This window comes from Rathayibacter sp. AY1H3 (assembly GCF_002932015.1).
Genome location: NZ_PSUU01000010.1, coordinates 56,723 through 76,376, shown reverse-complemented (window position 1 = coordinate 76,376; position 19,654 = coordinate 56,723). Strand labels below are relative to the sequence as shown.

The following is a 19,654-nucleotide window of genomic DNA, read 5'->3' as shown; positions in this document are numbered from 1 at the left end:
GCCGCGGATGACGCGTGGATGTCGTTCTCATCACGTCTGGTCGCTCGGGCGGGGATCAGCGGGAGGAGGGGAAGAGACGGCGGGAGAGGCCCGAGGACTTCTCGGCCGTCTCGTGCACCACGAAGGGCACGGCGGAATCGGCGGAGACGACCCGCCTCGCCGCGGCGAGTTCGAGCGTCTCGCGGGAGAGGCCCTCGATGTCGACGGTGACCGCGAGGCCGGAGTCGGCCAGGCGGGTGGCGATCTGCACCTGGTGGTCGTCGACGTGCTCGCCGAACGAGGCGCGGCGCGGAACCAGGATCGGCACCCGGCCCTGCTCGATGGCGCTGAGCGCGGTGCCCACTCCCCCGTGCGCGATGACGACGTCGGCCGCCTTCATCGCGGCGTTGAGCTCGTCGTGCGGCACGGAGTGGCGGCCGTCGATCCCGAGCCCGGAGACGTCGTTCGCTCCGGTCTGCCAGAGCACCTCCACGCCCTCGAGCAGCGGCGCGAGCGCGGCGAAGAAGCGGGGGAACGGGTAGCCGTCCTGCGTGCCGACCGAGACCACGGCGCGGCGGATCGGCTGCGGGACGACGTCCTCGACGCGGTAGGTGTCGAAGATCGAGCCGCCGAAGCTCCAGCGGTCGTCGGCCCAGGAGCGGTACTGGGTGTAGGTCGAGACGGCGGGGACCCGGGCGAGGATCCGACCGGTCATCGACGGGCCGAGCACGCGGGCGGCGCTCTCGATGTAGTGCGCGGGGATGCCGCGCGAGGCCGCGAGCGGCAGGAAGGAGAGGGCGGGGCTGGCGCCGGTGCTGAAGACGGCGTCGAAGGACCCGCGGGCCAGCAGGGAGCGGCCGATCATCGCGTTGCGGAGCACCGGCACCACGGCGCGGGGCGGCGGATCGGCGAGGTGGGTCACGCGCCGGTCGGCGAGGAGGGTGCGGCTGAGGGCGCTGTCGACGGTCGCCCAGTGCTGCTCCTCCGGGTCGACTCCGAGGAGCCCCGAGAGGGCGAACATCTCCTTGAGATGCCCGCCGCCGGAGCAGACGAAGAGATACGAAGCCATACGCGCCTTCACTGGTGATGATCGAGATAACAGGCGTGTGGATGATCGATCGTCCGCCGAGAACGACCCCCGGTCCCTGGTGCAGAAGTCGCCCGATCATAGCAGGGAGGGTCTCCGAGGGGCACTTCTCTGAGAGAACTGTTCACCTCGCCGGAAGGCGATAGGGGCTCATTCGACAGGCGATATCCGCTCACTTCTCCGGAGGGTGGAAAGCGATATCCGCTCGACTCGGGGATGACCGGGAACGTCGCTCGGCACCCCGATAGCGGACCGGCCGATTCCCGTCGATCACCTGCACCGCACGGGCCGCGCGCGTAGCGTCGGACCACCGGCGCAGAGGCCGGTCGACCCAGGAGGAGCGCCATGAGCGACAACGAGCAGAACAGCCCCGTGATGGACGGAGCCGAGGACGCCAGCAACGACGAGAAGCTCGGCGGCCTGATCGACCAGGTCGAGCACGACCACGGAGCCGAGGGCGCCGGCGCGATGGCCGACGCGCTCCGCGACCGCGCCGACGAGACCGACACCGAGATCACCGAGGAGTCGGACGCGTCCGGCCCGGTCGAGGACAGCGGCACCGCCCAGGTCTGAGCGACGGGGCCCGGAGGACGACTCCGGGCCCCGATCCCTGATCGCTGGGGAGAGCGGTGGGCCCTCCGGATCGCTCGTCAGAGCGGCCCGGCGAGCGCCGCCCGATGTGCACCGGAGCGGCCCGATGAGCGCCGCCCCACCCCCAAAGCCCTGTTTGACGGTGCGGGAGCCGCCGGTCACCATGGCCGCATGTCCTCTCTCGACGAGCTGCGCGCCACCGCGCATCCGATCCGCCTCCGCCTGCTGTCCCTGGTGACGGGAGCGGCGATGAGCGCCGCGGAGGCCGCCCGCGAGCTGCAGCTGTCGCAGGCGACGGCGAGCTACCACTTCCGCGTGCTGGAGCGCGCCGGGCTCGTGGCCGTCGTCGAGACCGTGCGCCTGCGGGGCGGCGAGGCGAAGAGGTACCGGCACGAGGCCTCCGGAAGGCCCTTCGACGTGACCGCGTCAGTGGACGCCGGGCCGGAGGAGGAGCGGGACCTGCACCTCGAGGCCCTGATCGAGGAGCTCCGGCGGCGCTCGTCGAGCCGGGCGGACGGTCCTCAGCTCTCGACGGACGCGGAGCTCTGGGTCGACCCCGAGGTCTGGCGGCGGGTGGTGCGGCACGTCGGGGAGGCGTCCGCGCTGCTGCACGCGGCGGCCCGGCCGCCGAGGACGCCCGGTACCTCGCCGGTGTCGATGACGACCGCCATGTTCCCGCTCCGCCGGCCGTGACCCGCGACGGGCGCGGGCCGCTGGCGCACGGTCCTCTCGCGCACGGCCCCTTCCGCTGGCTCCTCGCCGCCCGCACGACCGGGGTCCTCGGCAACGCCGTCGCTCCGATCGCCCTGGCCTTCGCCGTGCTGGACCTGACGGGCTCGCCGACGGACCTCGGACTCGTCGTCGCCGCGCGCTCCCTCGCCAACGTCGCCGTCCTGCTGCTCGGCGGCGTCCTCGCCGACCGGCTCCCCCGCTCCGTGATCCTCGTCGGCACCTCGCTCGCGGCGGCGGCCACTCAGGCCGCGGTCGCCGTGACGGTGATCACGGGGACAGCGACCGTCGCGGCCCTGGTCGTGCTCAGCGTGCTCAACGGCGCCGTCGCGGCGATGAGCCTGCCCGCCGCGGCCGCCCTCGTCCCCGAGACGGTGCCGGTCGGCGAGCTCCGCCCGGCCAACGCCCTGCTCCGCCTGGGCCTGAACGCCGGGAGCATCGTCGGCGCCTCGGGCGGGGCCGCGCTCGTCGCACTGGTGGGTCCCGGGTGGGGGCTGGCGGTCGACGCCGCGGGCTTCGCCCTGGCCGCGGTCCTCTACTCCCGTGTGCGGCTGCCGCGGACGGTCCGCTCGGGCCCGGGCGCCTCCGTCCTCGCCGACCTCCGCGAGGGGTGGCGGGAGTTCACGAGCCGGCGCTGGGTGTGGATCGTCGTGGCGCAGTTCACCGCCGTCAACGCCGCGTTCGTCGGCGCGACCACGGTCCTCGGCCCGGTCGTCGCCGACCGGTCCTTCGGCCGAGCGGCATGGGGACTCGTGATCGCCGCGCAGACCGTCGGCCTGGTGATCGGGGCCGTGATCGCGCTGCGCTGGCGGCCCCGCCGGGCGCTCGGGGCGGGCGTCGCCCTCATGGCGGTGACGGCCGTCCCGGTCGCCGCCCTCGGGATCCTCCCGGCGCTCCCCGCCCTCCTCCTCGCCTTCGCCCTCGGCGGAGTCGCGCTCGAGATCTTCGCCATCGCCTGGGACCAGTCGCTGCAGACCCACGTCCCCCGCGAGGCGCTCGCCCGGGTCTACTCCTACGACATGGTCGGCTCCTTCCTCGCCGTGCCGCTCGGGGAGGCGCTCGTGGGCCCGCTCGCCGACCTCGTCGGGCTCGACCGCACCCTGCTCGGCTGCGCCGCGGTCGTCCTCGTCGCCTCGCTCCTCGCGGCCTCCAGCAGGAGCGTCCGCGGGGTGGGCACGGACCGCCCGCGGCCGGAGACGCTCTAACGCGTCACCGGAGGCGCGGGTGAGGGGGCGAGCGGTCGGAGGTGCCGGAGGATCGCGGCCGCGACCGCCCCGGGGGCCTCGCGCTGCACGAAGTGGCCGACGCCGTCGAGCTCGATCAGCTCCCGGCCTGCGGAGAAGTACCGGCCGTTCGCCCGTGCGAGGGCGGGCGTCTCGCAGCCGTCGGCCGTCCCGAGGAGGAAGGTCGTCGGCGCGTCGACGCGCGGCCAGGCGTCGAGGGCCTCCTGCGCGGCGCGGTACACGGCCCGGCCGGGCGCCTCCCCGGCGCCGTGCCGGTCGTAGTCGACGACCGTGTCGGCGAAGCCGCTGGACGCCGTCGCCGCGAGGACCTCCTCCAGGGCCTCCGGCGGGAGGGAGCCCGGAGGCGACCACTCCCGCAAGGCCCAGCGGACGAGCTGCGCCGGGTCGCCCCGGAACGCCTCCGCTCCGGCTGCCGTGCAGAGCCAGTAGCGGTACCAGGCCGCGGCGGCGTCGTCGAGGACCTCGCCGCCGCTCAGCTCGCTCGACGGTCCGTACGCGGTGGCGAGGGTGACCAGTGCGCCGACCCGCTCGGGCGCGAGCGCCGCGACGGCGTGAGCGGTCCGCGCTCCCCAGTCGTGGCCGACGAGCACGACAGGCCCGAGGTCGAGCGCCTCGAGGAGATCGAGCAGGTCGGTGGCCAGCGCGGCCACCTGCCCGGACCGCGCCCCGGGGTCGACGACACGGGTCCGCCCGACCCCGCGCAGGAAGGGGCGCACCACCCGGAGCCCGGGGGAAAGCAGCTCCAGGACGCCGTCCCAGGTGGCGGGGACGTCGGGGAAGCCGTGCACGAGCACGAGCGGAGTGCCGTCCACCGGTCCCTCGTCGAGGTAGTGGACGTCGGTGAAGCGCGTGGACAGGACGCGCGCACCCGTCCCCTCCTGCTCCGGCCCGTCCGAACGGGAGTGCCGCGACCCGCTCACGGGCGGTAGAGGGAGTCGACGGGGACCTCGCGGCTCGAGCCGTCCCGGGTGGTGATCGTGACCGTGTCGGCGGGCCCGGCGGCGAGACCGTCGGACGAGGGCCACCAGGCGGTCCAGGAGCCGCCCTCGAGGGTCGCGACGACCGGCTCGACGCCGGCCTCGTTCAGCACCACCGATTCCACGTCCGCGCCCGCGAAGCCGACCGCGTAGATCAGAGCGGCGTCCCCCTCTCCGAAGGTTCCGGCCGAGCTGAGCTGGACCGCGTCCGCGGCGAGGGGGCCGACCGGTGCGGCGTCCGCCACCTCCCACATCCCCGCGCCGTTCCCGGCGCTGAGGCAGTAGTAGAGGGAGTCGTCGAAGCGGTAGATCATCGAGGCGGCGTCGCCGCGCGCGTCGAGGTGCGAGACCTCCGCCGGCCCGGCCTCGCCGTTGGGGCTCTGCAGGTTCGTCGCGCACCACTGCGTCGCCGACTGCCCGAGCTCGGAGCTCGGCAGGATGCGCTCGGGGATCGCGGTCCAGGAGGCGAGCACCGCGCGGTTCAGCCCGACGGAGCCTGTGCCGGGGATGAGACCCGGGACCACGACGATCACCGCGGCGGCGGCTGCGGCGGCCAGGAGCACGGTCGCCGCGCCGGCGACGGCCCAGTCGCGGGGGCGGAGAAACGGGGAGCGGCCGCGTCCGCGCTGACCAGGATCTCGCCGAGGAGCGCGTCCCGACGTGCGGCCTCGCCAGCGGTGAGGGGGGTGCGGGGCTCGGCGTCGTGCGCGCGGAGCAGGTCGAGGAGCTGGTCGTTCATGAGAGGGTCCGTTCTGCCGTGCGGGAGAGGAGGGTGGAGTCGAGGGGGGCGAGCAGCGCCGCCAGCCGCCGCTTCGCGCGGGTGAGCCGCATCGCGTAGGCGGCCCGGGAGCAGCCGAGCACCTGCGCCGCCTCGGCCTGCGGGAGGTCCTCCCACACGTGGAGGGCCAGAGCCTCCTGCTCGGCGAGGGGCAGCCGCTTCCACGCGCTCGCCAGGTCGAGGCGGTCGCCGACCGACCGGTCGGCCTGCTCCTCCGGGGCGAGGGTCCCGATCCGCACGGCCAGCGCCTGCCGGCGGTTCTCGCCGCGGGCGGCGTTGAGGATCGCGTGCCGGGCCGTGCCGAACAGCCAGGGCCGCACGTTCTCCGGCAGGTCCTGCCGGCGACGCCAGGCGGCGAGGAAGGTCTCGCCGACGATGTCGTCGACCGTCGCGGCGGGAGCGCGGCGGCGGACGAAGCGGGGCAGGTCGTCGTAGTGGGCGCGGTACAGCTCGGAGAAGTCGTCTCGGGAGCGGATGCTCATGGTTCCCCTTTCGCGGAGTCACAGGTACATGTCCGGCTGCGGCGGCGGTGCAACATCCGTGTCGGCGGGAGTCCCGCTGGGGCGGTGGCCGCGGCGTCCTGCGCGGCGCTCCGTGTCCGGGCAGGATCCACCGCGCGGGGGAGGTCCTGCGAGCGGCAGGCGGCGATCCGTGTCGACCGCACGCCGGAGAGGAGGGGCCCTCGGCGGGAGGCGGGCTGTCGGAGGGAGCAGCGGACGCGCGGTCATCCCCGAGGCGCACCGGACGCGACTCCCGGACGACGCACCGGACTCCTCCGGCCCGGGACTCTGGCAGAACGCCGCCGAGCCTCTGCTCCCGGCGCCCGTCCCGCCCCAGGAGACCCTCGTGAACCGCGCCCTCGCCCTCGCCGCCGCCTCAGCCCTCGTCGTCGTCGACGTCGTCGCCGCCGACCAGCGCGCCGCTGACGCCCGCTGACCGGCTCCGGGAAGCCGGCCGGCGATCCGGCTCCGCTCCGCCTCACGCTCGTGCACGTCGACTTCTGGTCGGCCGTGAAGCTCTCGTTCCTGCTCGGCCTCGCGCTCGCGATACTCGGCCTCGTCGCCGTCCTGGTCGCCCATCCGCTGCTCGTGCACTCGGACCTCTTCACCCAGGCCGACACGCTCCTCGAGCAGGTCGTCGGCGATCAGGTCGAGCTCGACGCGATCCTCTCGCTGCCGAACGTGCTGGGCTTCGCGCTCGTCGGAGCCGTGCTGAACACCGTCGTCGCCACCGCCCTCGGCGGGGTGGGGGCGCTGCTCTTCGGATCCGCCGCCGCCCTCGCGGGCGGGCTCCCGGTCGGCCTCGCCCGGCAGTGAGGGGCTCCGCTCCGACTAGGCCGCGAGCCCTCCCTCGGGAACCGGGGACGGACGGTCGTCACCGAGGATCGGCGCCTGCTCGGGCTCGGCGGCGACGACCATGTCGCGCCCGGACGCGGGGGTGAGGAGCTCGCGCAGCCAGAGCCGGTTCACGGCGTGCAGACAGGGATGATCGAAGCGGTACTCCAGCACCGCGTTCGGCTGCACGAGGATCGCGTGCGAGCGCGGCTCCGACGCCTGCAGCGTCCTCCAGGTCAAGCGGAACGGCTGTCCCTGCTCCATCCGCGCGCGCACCGCGATCCGCACGTGCGCGAGCGTCCGGTCCTCGAACTCGATCCGGGGCCGCCAGGCGCCGAAGATCAGCACTCCCACGGGGGCTCTCCTCATCGTGTCGGTCGAGCAGCCCGCACAACGGCGGGGGCGGCGGGCGCGAGGCTCGCAGGGCCGGACCGCCATCGGACGGTCCGGTCGTGGGGACCGGAGTAGAGGTGGGTCCGAGGCTGGTCCCTTCCCGGAGGTGCGCGGACGGAGTGCGCTCCCGCGTCAGTCGGCGAAGATGGCGCCGACCGGCTCGCGCTTCTCGGCCTGGAAGCGGTCCTCGGCGCGGCCGAGAGCCCAGTAGGCCGAGAGCGAGAGCGCCCGGCGCTCCACGCCCCACTCGTCCTGCAGGAGGGTGCGCAGCTGCTTCATCGCCGTGCGCTCGCCGTGCGCGAAGACCTCGAGCACGCCCTCGGGCCTCCGCTCGGCCCGGACGGCCGCGACCAGCGCCCGGCCGGCCTCGAGACCGCCGCGGTGCAGCCAGCGCACCTCCACTCCGGCCGGGGCGGGAAGATCGAGCTCGTCGGCGGCCGAGTCGACCTCGATCAGGACCAGGCCGCGGGCGTGCGCGGGCATCCCCTCGAGGGCGGAGGCGATCGCCGGCAGAGCGGAGTCGTCGCCGAGCAGCAGGTGCACGGCCTCGGGTTCGGCGCTCGGCGACCAGGCGCCGCCGGGCGCGGAGAGGGCGATCCGGTCGCCGGGAGCCGCGGCGAGCGCCCACGGTCCCGCCACTCCCTCGTCGCCGTGCACGACGAAGTCGACGGCGATCGAGCGCCGCTCGAGGTCGACCGAGCGGACGGTGTAGGTGCGGCGCACGGGCAGCTGCTCGGGGGCGACGCTCGCCCGGAGCGCGTCGAGGTCGAAGGGCGGCTGGAGGCCGGAGCCGCGCGGCGGGAGCAGGAGCTTCACGTAGCGGTCGGTCGCGGCGAGGCGCTCGGGGTCGGACTCGGCGAGGAACGCGTCGAGCCCGTCGCCGCCGAGGTGCACGCGGACCAGGTGGCCGGTGAGGCGCTCGGTCCGCAGCACGGTGAGCACGTGCTGGCTGCGGGCACGGCGCGGGCGGTCGGGGGACGGGGCGGCGTCGGTCATCCGTCCAGCATGCCTGGTCGTGCTCGGTGGGGGCCGGGCGCAGGCCGCTCGCGCGCGGGCGCCGAGGGGTCACGATCGGTCGCTTCGGGAGGGAGGAAGGAGCCGTTCGTGACGCATCGGAGCAGGCCGATGCGAGGCCGGGACGTCGCGGCGGTGCCGAGCGCGAGGCGGCGGCGCGGGCGCGCGTACGGATGAGCGGGCGCCGAAAGGTCACGATCGGTCGCTTCGGGAGGACGGAAGGAGCCGTTCGCGACGCATCGGAGCAGGCCTTGGCGAGGCCGGGGCATCGCGGCGGGGATCCGCGCGAGGCGGCGGCGCGGGCGGGCGCTGATCCGTCGCTCACGGCCCGCGGAGGAGCGCAGGACGGGCCGTCCGCGACGGATCGGAGCGGGCCGGGCGCGGCTGGGCGCCGCATGCGGAGCGAGCGCGGGCCTGCCGGACGGCGTCGCGCGTCGATCCGTCACGAACGGCCCGTGCGGGAGGACGGAACGGGCCGTCAGCGACGGATCGGAGCGGGCGGCCGGAGGCCGGGCCGACGGAGCGGAGCGGACAGCAGCGCACGTCGGCGGGGCGGGCGGCGCCGCGGCCGACGGCCCGGCGGACGGCCGGTGGCGCGAGGTGCGCTCGCGCGGGGCGCGGCGGCGGGGCCGCGCCTACTCTCGCGGGATGACTGCGACGGCTCCGCGACTCCGGCACGACCGACTGGTCGCCCCCGACGTGCTGCGCGGAGTGGCGGTGGCGGCCATGCTCGTCGCGCACGCGATGCCGCTCGTGCCGAGCGCCCGCACGGGGGTCGTCGGGTTCCTGGCGTGGAACGTCAACGATCTCGCGTCGCCGCTGTTCGCGCTGGTGATGGGGATGTCGGCGGCCCTGGTGCTCGCGCGGCCCGGTGCCTCGCCAGGGCGGGTGCTGCTGCGGAACGCGATCCGCAGCGCGGTGCTCGTGGCGCTCGGCGTCTGGCTCGAGACCTGGGGCAGCTGGATCGCGATCGTGCTGCAGTACCTCGGCGTCGTGCTCGTGCTCGGCACGCCGCTGCTCCTCCTCCGCTCCCGGACGATCGCCGCGCTGGCCGCCGCGCTCGCGCTCGCCGCCGGGCCCGCGAACGCCGCGGTCGCCGCCGCCGCATCCGGCTCTCCGCTCGCCCTCTGGCTCTTCACCGGGCCGAGCTACCGCGCGACCAACCTGCTCCCCTTCTTCCTCCTCGGAGCCCTGCTGCTGCGGCACGGCGCGCAGCGCGACCGGCTGCTGCCGGTGCTCGCGGCGGTCGCGGTCGTCGCGTACCCGGTGCGGCCGCTGGTCGCGCTCCTGCTCGGCGTGGAGTCGCCCTCCGGCAGCCTCCCGGACACCCTGCACGACCTCGGGCTCGTGCTCCTGGCCTACGTCGCGGTGGTGCTGTCGACCACGTCGCGCTCCCCCGCTGTCCAGCGGCTGCTGGTGCCGCTCCGGGCGATCGGCACGCTCGCGCTCTCGGTCTACGTGCTGCAGGTGGCTCTCGTCGCAGCGCTCGCGCGGGCGGGCCTCGGCTACTCCGCCGACACTCCGCTCGCCGCTCTCGCCCTCGTGCTCGGTTTGTGCACGGCCGCCGTGCTGTGGTGGCGGTTCCTCGGTGCCGGCCCCGTCGAGCGGCTGACGGCGCGGCTCACCGGGCTCGTGCCGCGCTGAGCCCCCGGCGGCCCGGACGAAGCCCGCTGCGGCCCGCGGCGAGCTCGCCTGAGCTCGCGTCGGGCCGCAGCGACCTCGGCTGAGCCCCCGACGCCCGACGGCCCGTACCCGGGCGCAGGCCGCCGGGCGTCCCCTCCCTCAGCGCGCGAGCGCCGACGCCTCCTTCGCGAGGGCCGGGCCGTGCGCCGCGAGCACCAGGTCGCGCACCGCGGTGGCCGGGAGCGACGCGGCTCCGGCCGGCAGCAGGTCCGCGTCCGAGGCCAGCACGAGCGGAGTGTCCGACGACGAGGACGGCAGCCTCCCGTGCGTGCCGCGCACGAGCGACGCGTCCAGGGGCACCAGGTTCATCGCGTAGCGCAGCCCCAGTGCCTTCTTGGCCAGGTTGCCCGCCGCCTTCGCCTTCACCAGCGGGTCGGCCGGATCGAAGAAGAGCTCGGCCGGGTCGTAGCCGGGCTTGCGGTGGATGTCGACGCCGCGGGCGAAGTCGGGCGCGCGGTCGTCGTCGAGCCAGTAGTAGTAGGTGAACCACGCCCCCGGCCGGGCGACCACGACGAACTCGCCCGAGCGCTCGTGGTCGAGGCCGTAGCGGGCCTGCGCCTCCCGGTCGAGCACCTCGTCGACGCCGTCGAGCCCCTCGAGGATCGAGCGCACCCGCGGCAGGTCCGCCGCGTCCTGCACGTAGACGTGCGCGACCTGGTGGTCGGCGACGGCGAACGCGCGCGACGTCCACGGGTCCAGCTGCTCGCGGCCGTCCTGCACGTAGACCTCGAGCAGGCCCTCGCGGCGGAGCGCCCGGTTCACGTCGACCGGAGTGTCGGCGTCGGCGATCCCGTACTCGGCGACCACGATCACCGACGCGCCCAGCGCCTCCGCGTCGTCGAGCAGCGGAGCGAGCACCACGTCGAGCTCCGACGCGGCCCGGCGCGCCTCGGGCGAGTCCGGTCCGAAGCGCTGGAGGTCGTAGTCGAGGTGCGGCAGGTACGCCGTGGTCAGCTCGGGCGGGCCGGAGCCGTCGCCCGCCAGCACATGCCGGGTCGCGTCGACCATCCACTGGGTCGAGCGGAGCGACGCGGTCGGCCCCCAGTACTGGAACAGCGGGAAGGCGCCGAAGCGCGAGACCAGCTCGTCGTGCAGCGCCGGCGGGCGCACGTACGCGTCCGGCGACTTGCGGCCGTCGGCGTGGTAGATCGGGCGCGGAGTGACGGTGACGTCGGTCGTCGCCCCCATCGCGTACCACCAGCCGATGTTGGCCGCGCGGTACGGCTCCCCGCTCAGCCGGCGCGCGGTCTCCCAGACCTTCTCTCCCGTGACCAGGCGGTTGTGCTGGCGCCACAGGTGCACCTCGCCGAGGTCGCGGAAGTACCAGCCGTTGCCGACGATCCCGTGCTGCGCGGGCATCGAGCCGGTGAGCATGGTCGACTGCACGCTGCAGGTGACCGCGGGCAGGACCGTGTCCAGCGGCAGGCGCCCGCCCGCGCGGGCCAGCCGAGAGAGGCGGGGCATGTCGGCGAGCGCCGTCGAGGTCAGCCCGACCACGTCGAGCAGCAGCACGGGCCTCACAGCGCCGCCGCCTGCGGGAGGAGGGGCGCCAGCAGCGCCTCTCGGGAGGCGGGCGTGAGCAGGTGCGCGGCCGCCCAGGCGAGCTCGGCGCCGATGCCCGTCGAGAGGTCGCTCGGGGCGTCGGCGAGCACCGACCAGGTGTAGGTCTCGACGTCGAGGTGGATCTCGTCGTACGGCCAGGCGGCGTCGACCGCCGAGACCGCCTCCGCCAGGACGGCAGTGGTGGCCGAGAGCGGCGCCTCCGGCCGGTGGTGCAGCGGCACGTGGAAGTGCACGCGCCACGGGCCGGTGCCGGGGAGCGTGTCCAGCGCCTCGGGCAGGTCGTCGACGCGGAGCACCCCGTCGATCCCGTTCTCGCGGGTCTGGTGCAGGTAGCGCTTCTCGACGAACGGCGTGAGCGCGGCGCGGCCCGAGGGATCCTCCAGGTGGAGCGCGGCCGAGGCCTGCACCTTGACCACGCGCAGACCCGCGTCGCGGATGCGGCGGACGGCCGAGACCGGGTCGGCGAAGGAGACGGCGAGGTGGCAGGTGTCGAGGCACAAGCCCACGTACGCCGGGTCGACCACTCCGATCCGCGGGTGCAGCCAGTCGACGACGTCGTCCACGGTGTCGAGGATGCAGCCGGGCTCGGGCTCGATCGCCAGGCGGATCGCGTGGCCCGTGGAGCGGCGAAGGTCGCGCAGCTCCTCGACGAGCCGGGCGAGGTTCCGGCAGGCGGCCTCGTCCTGCTCCCGTCCCCAGCCCTCGCGCCAGCCCAGCGGCAGCGTCGAGATGCTGCCGTCGGCGCCGGCGGGCAGCAGGTCGGCCAGGATCCGCGCGCAGTCGATCGTGTACTGCAGGCGCTCCGGCGTGGTCCAGTCGGGGCGGTAGACGTCGAGCTTCACGACCTCGGCGTGGAACGCGGCGTACGGGAACGCGTTGAGCGTGCGCACCTCCAGGCCGTTGCGCTGCAGGGCCGCGCGGAGGACGGCGCGGTCCTCGGCGCTGGCGACCAGGCGGGCCGCGAGGTCGCGCGGGATCCACAGGCCGACTCCGACCAGGGCGAGCCCGGCGGCCACGCGCGCGGGCCCGGCGTAGACGTCGAGCTGGCGGACGACCCCGGCCAGGTCCTCGGCGGGATGGACGTTGGTGCAGTAGGAGAGGTGCATCACACGACCTCCGCCACGCGCGGCGCGCCCCGGAGCACGGAGTTGCCCTCGAAGGTGCGGCCGGCCGACTCCTGCACGTCGAAGCCCGCGACGGGCGAGAGGTCCAGGCGTCCGCTCTGCCCGTAGAACTCGACCGGGTTCTGCCAGAGCAGCCGGTCCACGTCGCCCGCGCTGAAGCCGGCGACGAGGAGGAGGCGGCCGGTCTTCGCGGTCGTGAGCGGGTCGGAGCGGCCCCAGTCGGCGGCGGAGTTGACCAGCACGCGGTCCAGCCCGATCCGCTCGACCAGCGTCACCAGGCGGGTCTCGTCCATCTTCGTGTCGGGGTAGATGGAGAAGCCCATCCAGCAGCCGGAGTCGCGGACCGCGTCGACGGTGACCTCGTTGAGGTGGTCGACGAGGACCCGCCCGGGCTCGAGACCCGAGTCGGCGACGACCTCGAGGGTCCGGCGGGTGCCCGACTCCTTGTCGCGGTGCGGGGTGTGCACCATCGCGGGGAGGCCGTGCTCGCCGGCGAGCTCGAGCTGCTGGCGGAAGACCTGGTCCTCCTCGGGGGTGAGCGAGTCGTAGCCGGTCTCGCCGACCGCGACGACGCCGTCCTTGGCGAGGTAGCGGTCGAGCTCGGGCAGGACGGCCCGGCAGCGCGGGTCGTTCGCCTCCTTCGGGTTGAGCCCGATGGTGCAGTGGTGGCGGATGCCGAACTGCGCGGCGCGGAAGCGCTCCCAGCCGATCAGGGCGTCGAAGTAGTCCGTGAACGAGCCGACGTTCGTGCGCGGCTGTCCGAGCCAGAAGGAGGGTTCGACGACCGCGCGGACGCCGGCGTCGAACATCGCCTGGTAGTCGTCGGTGGTGCGGGAGGTCATGTGGATGTGCGGGTCGAAGATGCGCATCGTCGCGCCTTTCTCATCGGTGGTGGTGCCCCGCGGTCGGGGCGGCGTTCGGGGGCGGTCAGCTCGGCAGGAGCACCGCCAGATCGTCCGGGAGCGGGCGCCCGGCCGCGCGGCGCTCGTCCGCGAAGCGGCCGGCCATCGCGCGCAGCTCGGCGTCGCTGCGCTCCTCCAGCCCGGCGACCGCTGCGAGCGGGACGCCGAGGAAGACGAGCTTGAGCACCCCGTGCCGCCAGGCGTGCGCGTCGAGGTGGCGGCGGGCGAAGGAGCCCATCGCCGCGGCGACGAGCCGGGTGTCGTTGGCGCGCAGGGCGTCGGCGGTCAGCTCGAGGCCGGCGAGGGTCGTAGCCGGTCCCGGGTCGCCGAGGGCGTTCAGCCCGGCCAGCACTCCGCGGCGCTCGGCGCCGTCCCCGCCGCGGTAGAGGCGGAGGAGGAGAGCGGCCAGGTCGTCGTCGCCGAGCGCCTGCGCGGCGGCCTGCACCAGGGCGGCGCGGGCCGCGTCGTCGTGCGTGCCGTGGACGAGGCCGTGCGGGTCCTCGGCGGGCCGGAGCGGCTCGCGTCCGGCCTCGCGGCCCGCGGCGGGGAAGAAGCGCTCGATCCGCGACGGGCGCTCGAGGACGGCGGAGCGGGCGGCCGCGGTCCACGGGTGCTCGGCGTGCGAGGAGGCGCCGCCGAGCGCCTCCTCCATCGCCGCGAGGCTCGCCACAGCGAGGCGGGGCGCGTCGTGCGAGTGCCGGGGCAGCTCGACGGCGGCGATCCCGCGGTAGCCGATCTCGGCGAGGGTCGCGAAGGCGGCCGCGAGGTCGAGCGATCCGGTGCCGAGCTCGAGGTGCTCGTGCCGCTCCGGGAGCATGTCGTCGACCTGCACGTTCAGCAGCAGGTCCCCGGCGCTGCGGAGGGCTCCGACCACGCCGTCCGGCTCCACCACGACGCAGTGGCCGAGGTCGACCGTCAGCCCGACCGACTCCGGGTCGCCGAGCTCGCGGCGCAGCAGCAGCGCGTCGGCGACCGTCTCCACCAGCATCCCCGGCTCGGGCTCGACGGCCAGCCGCACGCCGTGGCGCTCGGCCGTCGCGACGACGCCGCGCATCCGCTCGACGAGCAGCCGCCAGGCCGCGGCCGCATCGGCGCCCTCCGGCACGACCCCCGACCAGAGGGAGACGGCGTCGGCGCCCAGCAGCGCGGCGATCTCGATCGCGCGCTCGAGGAAGCGGACCCGGAGGCCGGCCTCCTCGTCGACCAGCGTGGGGCGGTGCTTCGCGAACGGGTCGAGCAGGTACCGCGCGCCCGTCTCGACGACCACGCGCAGGCCCAGCTCGTCGAGCCGCGACCGGAGCGCCAGCGTCCGCTCGCGCCAGTCGGCCGCGAAGGGATCGAGGTGCGGGTGCCCGAGGGTGAGCGCGACGGCGCGGTACCCCGCGGCGTGGATCACCGTGAGCGCGTCGTCGAGGGTGTGGTCGGCGAAGCCGTTGGTGCCGTAGCCGAGGACGGGTCCGGTGGCGCTCATGTGATGTCCGCCGTCCGCGGGCGGCGGAGCAGGAGGGAGCCGAGCGCGTCGAGCGCGAGCAGCGCCGCCCCCAGCTCGGGACGCTTCAGACCGGCGAGCGCGGCCTGCAGCGGGATCATCCCGGTGATGCCCGCGCGGGTCGCCGTCCGCGCGGCCGCGGCCGTCGGCGTCCGCACGGCCTGCAGCTGCGCGGTGAGCACGAGCAGGAGCCAGCGCCCGAGGCCCGCGGCGACGACCGCGGCGGGGGCGGCCCGGCGCTCGGCCAGAGCGCCGGCCGCGGTGGACAGCGCGATCGCCGCGGTGCCGGCCGAGACCGCTCCCGCCGCGACCGGGGTGGTGCCGTGCACCTCGCCGCGCGAGAGCACGGTGACGCCGAGCGTGTGCGCGGCCACAGCGGCGGAGGCGGGGGCCGCCGCGCGCACGCCGTCGACGCCCGCGCCGAGCAGCACGTCGAGACCGCGGCAGGCCGCCATCACGACCGGGCCCAGCGGAGTCGGCTTCGCGAGCAGGTCGTACGACCAGATCCCGGCCGCGAGCGGCAGCGAGAGCGCGAGCGAGCGCCGCCCGTCCACGACGGCCGCCACGGCGATCCCCGCCGCGGTCAGCGCCGCCGCCGTGCCCAGCGCCGCCGAGCGCCGGATGCGCCCCGAGGGGATCGGCCGCTCGGGCCGCTCCCGGGCGTCGAGCTCGGCGTCCGCGTAGTCGTTGAGCGCCATGCCCGCCGAGTAGAGCAGCGCCGAGGACAGCGGGAGCGCGACCGTGCGCGCTCCCAGTCCGCGGCCCGCCCACGCTCCGCCGGCGACGGTGTCGCCGATCACGGTCAGCGCGGCCTTCGCGCGGACGAGCTCGAGGTAGTCGCGCAGCTCAGCCATCGCTCCGCGTCCCGCTCGTCACCGGGGTGCGGCGCTCGGCGACGAGCGCGCCGGTGCGGGCGGACCAGGCCACCAGCTCCGCCGTCTGCTCGGCGAAGCCGTGCACGTCGCTGCCCCACGGGTCCTTGAAGAAGAAGCCGAGCTCGCCGACCGGGCCCGAGACGCCGGCCTCGTCCGCGAGCGCCATTAGGCGGGCGAGGTCGAGGATCAGCGGCGCCGCGAGGGCCGAGTCGTACGCCGACCAGATCGTCTGCACCGTGATCCGCGAGCCGAGGAAGCCCTCCGCGTGCACGTGGTCCCAGGCGGTCTTGACGTCGCCGAGGTCCGGGACGTTGTCGATGTGGAGCGGAGTGACGACGTCGTCGCCGAGGAGGCTGCGGAGTCCGCGGTTCTTCGAGACGAGCTTCGAGCGCACCGCCTCCGGGTCGGCGAGGGTCTGCCCGTCGCCGCCGCCGAGGAGGTTCGCCCCCGCCCACGAGAGCACGCGCATCCCGCGCGCCGTGAACATCGGCGCGAGCACGCTGCGGAGCAGGGTCTCCCCCGTCTTGCCGTCCTGGCCGGCGATCGGGATCCCGGCCTCGGCGGCCCACTCCTCCAGGGCCGGCAGAGCCAGCGCGGTCGAGGGAGTGAAGCAGGCGTAGGCCGCGCCCGCGACGACGGCCGAGAGGGCGGCGATCGAGCTCGGCGGCAGGAGGCGCTCGCCCGGACGCGCCAGGGCGGCGCGCAGAGCGGCGAGGTCGTGGAACTCGGGACGGTCGGCCGGCAGCACCTCGGTCGAGGCGACGTCGATCACGACGACCCGGGCGAGGCCGTGGCGCTCGCGGAAGGCGACGATGTCGGCGGCCCGGCGGTCGATCTCCTCCTGCTGCGACGCGGCGTCGGAGGGGGCGAGGCGGATCTCGGCGTCGGTCGCGTCGATCCGGTCGGCCACCTCGGCGACGACCGAGGTCGGGAACATGCCGCCGGCCGCGAGGCCCGTGGCCTTCTCGAGCAGCGGGGTCGGCGAGACGTCGTGGCCGCCGATGACGATGTCGGCGAACCCGGCGAGCGGGACGTCCTCGAAGGCGGGGGTCGCGGTGGCGCAGCCCGAGCTGGGCGCGGCTCCGGCGGCGATGGCGTGCAGGCCCACGGCGGCCGTGGTGGCGACGCTGCCCCGGGCCCCGATCAGCCAGAGGCCGATGCGCCCGCTCGATCGGGGGGCGCCTGTGGTGGTGGTGTCGGACGAGGTCATCGTTCTCTCCTGTCTGGAAGGGCTGGCTGAGCGGCGATCGTCGGGGCGCACCCGGGCGATCGGAGTGGGGAGGGGCCTCGGCCGGGCGCGCGTCGCGCCTCCGGCCGGCCGTGTTGCGCAGGAACCGCACGCAGGGCCCGCCGAGATTGCGCGACCGTGCGTCGACTGGTTTCCTCAGGTGTGCTGTCCCCCGAACCCGTCCTCCGGGCCGAGAGAAGGAGCTGAGCGTGGCCGAGCGCGCGGGTACCGCGACCGGCGACATGCTGAGGCTGTTCGCCGACGGTCGGCCGCGCACCCGCGCCGAGCTGGTCGAGGAGACGGGCCTCGCGCGGACCGCGGTGATGACGCGCCTGGAGCAGTTCTTCGACCTCGGACTGATCGCGCACCTCGACCGCGCTCCGTCGACCGGCGGCCGCCCGTCCGCGCGCCTCGTCTTCGACCCGGCCGTCCGCTCGCTCCTGGCCATCGACCTGGGCGCGGCGCACTCGACCATCGCGCTGACCGACTTCGACGGCCGCATCATCGCCGAGCGCCGCGAGGAGCTCGACATCGCGCAGGGCCCCGTGGCGGTGCTCGGGCACGCGCTCGACGTCTGCGACGGGATCCTCGCCGCGGCCGGCGTCGACCGCTCCGCCCTCGCGGGAATCGGGGTCGGCGTGCCCGGCCCGGTGGAGCACGCGAGCGGCCGCCCGGTGCGCCCGCCGATCATGCCCGGCTGGGACGGCTTCGACATCCCCGCCTTCGTGCGCCGGCGCTACGACACCACGGTGCTCGTCGACAACGACGTGAACCTGCTGGCGCTCGGCGAGCGGGCCTCGCGGTTCCCGCACGCCCTCGATCTGATGTTCGTGAAGGTCGGCACCGGCATCGGCGCGGGCATCGTCTCGTCCGGGCTGCTCCAGCGCGGAGCCCTCGGCTCCGCCGGTGATCTCGGCCACGTCCAGGTGCCGCGCACGGCCCCGGCCGCGGCGGGCGGTCAGGAGGGGGACCTCGAGGCGGTCGCGGGCGGCTCCGCTCTGGCCGCCGGGCTCGCCCGGGCGGGCCGCGACGTGCAGTCGGTGCGCGAGCTGATCGACCTGCTGAAGGCGCGCGATCCCGAGGCCGTGGAGGCGGCGCGGATCGCGGGACTCCAGCTCGGCGAGGTGCTGGCCACCTGCGTGAGCCTGCTGAACCCCTCCGTCATCGTGCTGGGCGGCGCGGTCGCCCTCGCCAGCCCGGAGATCCTGACGGCCGTGCGCTCGGTGATCGACGAGCGCTCCCTCCCCCTCGCGACGCAGCGGCTCGACGTGGTGACCGCCGAGCTGGGCGGCAGCGGGGGCGTGCGCGGTGCCGCGCTGATGCTGCGCGGGCACCTGCTCAGCCCCGCCGTGGTGGACGGCTTCCTCGAGCAGCTGCGCGCCGAGGGGCGGGCGGTCCGCTAGAGCGGCGGCCGCGCGGCCGGAGGCGGTGGGCCGCGCCGGCGCGATCCCCCGCGGACCGCGTCGGCCGCACCCGGTCAGGAGCGGACCTCCGCGCGGTCGGCGTCCTCCAGCTGGGCGCCGAGTGCGGCGGCGACGGCGGCGTCGATGCGCGCCTGCTCCCCCGCGGCCCGGCGGCGGCGGCGGACGACGGTCAGCACGATGAGCCCGATGAGCAGGGCGAGGAGGAGCACGGCGCTCCACGGCACGGCCGCGGCCGAGGTCTCGGCGGTGGCGACCGGCACGTCGGGAACGACGACGGCGGAGTCGGCCTGGGAGGCCTGGTCGGCGGTGACGACCGTGCCCGAGAGCGCGGCGCGGGCGGTCGCGACGAAGAGCGGCCAGACTCCGGCGACGGTCACGGTGCGCGAGACCGAGGTTCCGGGGAGGAGCTCGGGCAGCGGCTCCGGGTCGGTCGCGGACACCGGCGCGAGGCCGAAGAGGCCGGCGACGCTGATCTCGGCGCCCGGCGCGATGCGGGTGTTCCCCGCGTTGGTCACGGTGTAGTCGACGGTCGCGGAGCCGGGGGCGAAGGGGTTCCAGCCGCCCTGGTACGAGACGGCGAGGCCGTCGATCGACAGGCGCGGGGCGAGCTCGCCGCCGACGCGGAGGTACATGCGCGAGCCCAGGCGCCGGTCGACCGAGACTCCGGTCTCGCCCTGCACCAGGATCGAGGAGACGACGCCCGCGGCGTAGTCGCCCGGGGTCACGTCGTCGGGGACGACGACCTCGAACGGGACCTGCACGCTCTCGCCGGCGGGCACGGTGACCTCGGGCTCGGGGAACGCGATCCAGCTGCCCAGCTGCGTCGAGGGCTCCGCGGCGGGGAGCAGGTCGAGCTGGCCGGCCTCGGTGATGAAGCCGTCGGAGCCGTAGACGCGGAACGTCTGCTCCTCGTCGTCGTAGTTGGAGACGATCAGGGCGTCGCTGAGGCGTCCGCCGGGATCGAGGGCGTACGCGTAGTTCGGCCGCTCGCTGCCCTGCTCGGTGTCGGCGGGGCGCACCCCCCAGGTGACCGGCGTGGAGGCGGGGTCCGCCTCCTGGGCACCCGCCTGAGCCGAGAGGCCGCCGGCTGCGAGGAGCGTCATCAGCAGCAGGGCGGCGGTGGTGCGGGAGGTGCGTGGCATGAGCGACATCGATCAGGCTTCCGTTGCAAGGGGGGATGCCTCCCCGCGGGACGCCGCTCCGGTGCGCGGCACGCCGAGCGGGGCGTACCGGAGTGGCG

The 19,654-nt window shown here is 75.5% G+C and carries 19 protein-coding genes; 6 read left to right on the top strand and 13 right to left on the bottom strand.

The features are described 5' to 3' along the window. Positions 1-55 precede the first annotated feature (55 nt). The gene (locus tag C5C33_RS06050) at positions 56-1,048 is read right to left on the bottom strand and encodes a glycosyltransferase (RefSeq protein ID WP_104260670.1); all 993 of its coding nucleotides are present in this window, start codon (positions 1,046-1,048) and stop codon (positions 56-58) included. A 363-nt stretch (positions 1,049-1,411) separates the two neighbouring features. Here C5C33_RS06050 and C5C33_RS06045 point away from each other — a divergent pair, with 363 nt between their 5' ends. From C5C33_RS06045 to C5C33_RS06035, 3 genes are all read left to right on the top strand, one after another. Beyond that, positions 1,412-1,639 (top strand): hypothetical protein, encoded by a 228-nt coding sequence (locus tag C5C33_RS06045; protein WP_104222474.1) that lies wholly within the window; start codon positions 1,412-1,414, stop codon positions 1,637-1,639. Positions 1,640-1,828: 189 nt separating this feature from the next. Next, positions 1,829-2,350, top strand: coding sequence for a helix-turn-helix domain-containing protein (locus C5C33_RS06040; RefSeq protein ID WP_104260669.1), 522 nt, complete (start codon positions 1,829-1,831; stop codon positions 2,348-2,350). After that, positions 2,347-3,591: an MFS transporter gene (locus C5C33_RS06035; protein WP_258069188.1), complete on the top strand. Its 1,245-nt coding sequence runs from the start codon at positions 2,347-2,349 to the stop codon at positions 3,589-3,591. Before C5C33_RS06040 ends, C5C33_RS06035 begins: the two co-directional genes overlap by 4 nt. Here C5C33_RS06035 and C5C33_RS06030 read toward each other — a convergent pair. The 3 genes from C5C33_RS06030 to C5C33_RS06020 all read right to left on the bottom strand — a co-directional run bounded on the left by C5C33_RS06030 (position 3,588) and on the right by C5C33_RS06020 (position 5,867). Further along, positions 3,588-4,550, bottom strand: coding sequence for an alpha/beta fold hydrolase (locus C5C33_RS06030; RefSeq protein WP_181136200.1), 963 nt, complete (start codon positions 4,548-4,550; stop codon positions 3,588-3,590). The two genes, C5C33_RS06035 and C5C33_RS06030, sit on opposite strands and share 4 nt — an antisense overlap. Continuing rightward, on the bottom strand, positions 4,547-5,170 hold the full coding sequence (locus C5C33_RS18420; RefSeq protein WP_181136199.1) for a hypothetical protein: 624 nt from the start codon (positions 5,168-5,170) through the stop codon (positions 4,547-4,549). Before C5C33_RS18420 ends, C5C33_RS06030 begins: the two co-directional genes overlap by 4 nt. A gap of 172 nt (positions 5,171-5,342) precedes the next feature. Continuing rightward, positions 5,343-5,867, bottom strand: coding sequence for an RNA polymerase sigma factor (locus tag C5C33_RS06020; RefSeq protein WP_104247654.1), 525 nt, complete (start codon positions 5,865-5,867; stop codon positions 5,343-5,345). A gap of 450 nt (positions 5,868-6,317) precedes the next feature. Between C5C33_RS06020 and C5C33_RS06010 the strand changes: the two genes are divergently transcribed. After that, complete coding sequence (locus C5C33_RS06010) at positions 6,318-6,701, top strand: DUF3566 domain-containing protein (protein ID WP_104247656.1); 384 nt, start codon at positions 6,318-6,320, stop codon at positions 6,699-6,701. Positions 6,702-6,716: 15 nt separating this feature from the next. Here the strand turns inward: C5C33_RS06010 and C5C33_RS06005 are convergent, their stop codons facing one another. Beyond that, complete coding sequence (locus C5C33_RS06005; RefSeq protein ID WP_104247657.1) at positions 6,717-7,073, bottom strand: hypothetical protein; 357 nt, start codon at positions 7,071-7,073, stop codon at positions 6,717-6,719. A 171-nt stretch (positions 7,074-7,244) separates the two neighbouring features. After that, positions 7,245-8,108: a siderophore-interacting protein gene (locus C5C33_RS06000; protein WP_104260665.1), complete on the bottom strand. Its 864-nt coding sequence runs from the start codon at positions 8,106-8,108 to the stop codon at positions 7,245-7,247. A 666-nt stretch (positions 8,109-8,774) separates the two neighbouring features. Between C5C33_RS06000 and C5C33_RS05995 the strand changes: the two genes are divergently transcribed. Further along, the gene (locus C5C33_RS05995) at positions 8,775-9,770 is read left to right on the top strand and encodes a DUF418 domain-containing protein (protein ID WP_104260664.1); all 996 of its coding nucleotides are present in this window, start codon (positions 8,775-8,777) and stop codon (positions 9,768-9,770) included. A gap of 138 nt (positions 9,771-9,908) precedes the next feature. Here the strand turns inward: C5C33_RS05995 and C5C33_RS05990 are convergent, their stop codons facing one another. From C5C33_RS05990 to C5C33_RS05965, 6 genes are read right to left on the bottom strand one after another with little or no spacing between them, the layout of a single operon-like run. Beyond that, a complete protein-coding gene (locus C5C33_RS05990; protein ID WP_104260663.1) occupies positions 9,909-11,330 on the bottom strand; it encodes an alkaline phosphatase family protein in 1,422 nt (473 codons plus the stop codon). Next, on the bottom strand, positions 11,327-12,478 hold the full coding sequence (gene eboE / locus C5C33_RS05985) for a metabolite traffic protein EboE (RefSeq protein ID WP_104260679.1): 1,152 nt from the start codon (positions 12,476-12,478) through the stop codon (positions 11,327-11,329). The genes C5C33_RS05990 and eboE overlap by 4 nt, the downstream gene beginning before the upstream one ends. Continuing rightward, on the bottom strand, positions 12,478-13,365 hold the full coding sequence (locus C5C33_RS05980) for a TatD family hydrolase (RefSeq protein ID WP_104222466.1): 888 nt from the start codon (positions 13,363-13,365) through the stop codon (positions 12,478-12,480). The genes eboE and C5C33_RS05980 overlap by 1 nt, the downstream gene beginning before the upstream one ends. A 58-nt stretch (positions 13,366-13,423) precedes the next feature. Then, a complete protein-coding gene (locus C5C33_RS18955) occupies positions 13,424-14,869 on the bottom strand; it encodes an EboA domain-containing protein (RefSeq protein ID WP_104260662.1) in 1,446 nt (481 codons plus the stop codon). Then, positions 14,866-15,741: an SCO3242 family prenyltransferase gene (locus C5C33_RS05970; RefSeq protein WP_219814940.1), complete on the bottom strand. Its 876-nt coding sequence runs from the start codon at positions 15,739-15,741 to the stop codon at positions 14,866-14,868. The genes C5C33_RS18955 and C5C33_RS05970 overlap by 4 nt, the downstream gene beginning before the upstream one ends. Then, positions 15,734-16,972, bottom strand: coding sequence for an inositol-3-phosphate synthase (locus C5C33_RS05965; protein ID WP_104260661.1), 1,239 nt, complete (start codon positions 16,970-16,972; stop codon positions 15,734-15,736). The genes C5C33_RS05970 and C5C33_RS05965 overlap by 8 nt, the downstream gene beginning before the upstream one ends. Before the next feature lie 227 nt (positions 16,973-17,199). Here C5C33_RS05965 and C5C33_RS05960 point away from each other — a divergent pair, with 227 nt between their 5' ends. Then, positions 17,200-18,393: an ROK family protein gene (locus tag C5C33_RS05960; protein WP_258059432.1), complete on the top strand. Its 1,194-nt coding sequence runs from the start codon at positions 17,200-17,202 to the stop codon at positions 18,391-18,393. A 74-nt stretch (positions 18,394-18,467) separates the two neighbouring features. On the opposite strand, the gene C5C33_RS18415 is transcribed toward C5C33_RS05960, so the two are convergent. Beyond that, on the bottom strand, positions 18,468-19,556 hold the full coding sequence (locus C5C33_RS18415) for a hypothetical protein (protein ID WP_181136198.1): 1,089 nt from the start codon (positions 19,554-19,556) through the stop codon (positions 18,468-18,470). Between the last annotated feature and the right edge of the window lie 98 nt (positions 19,557-19,654).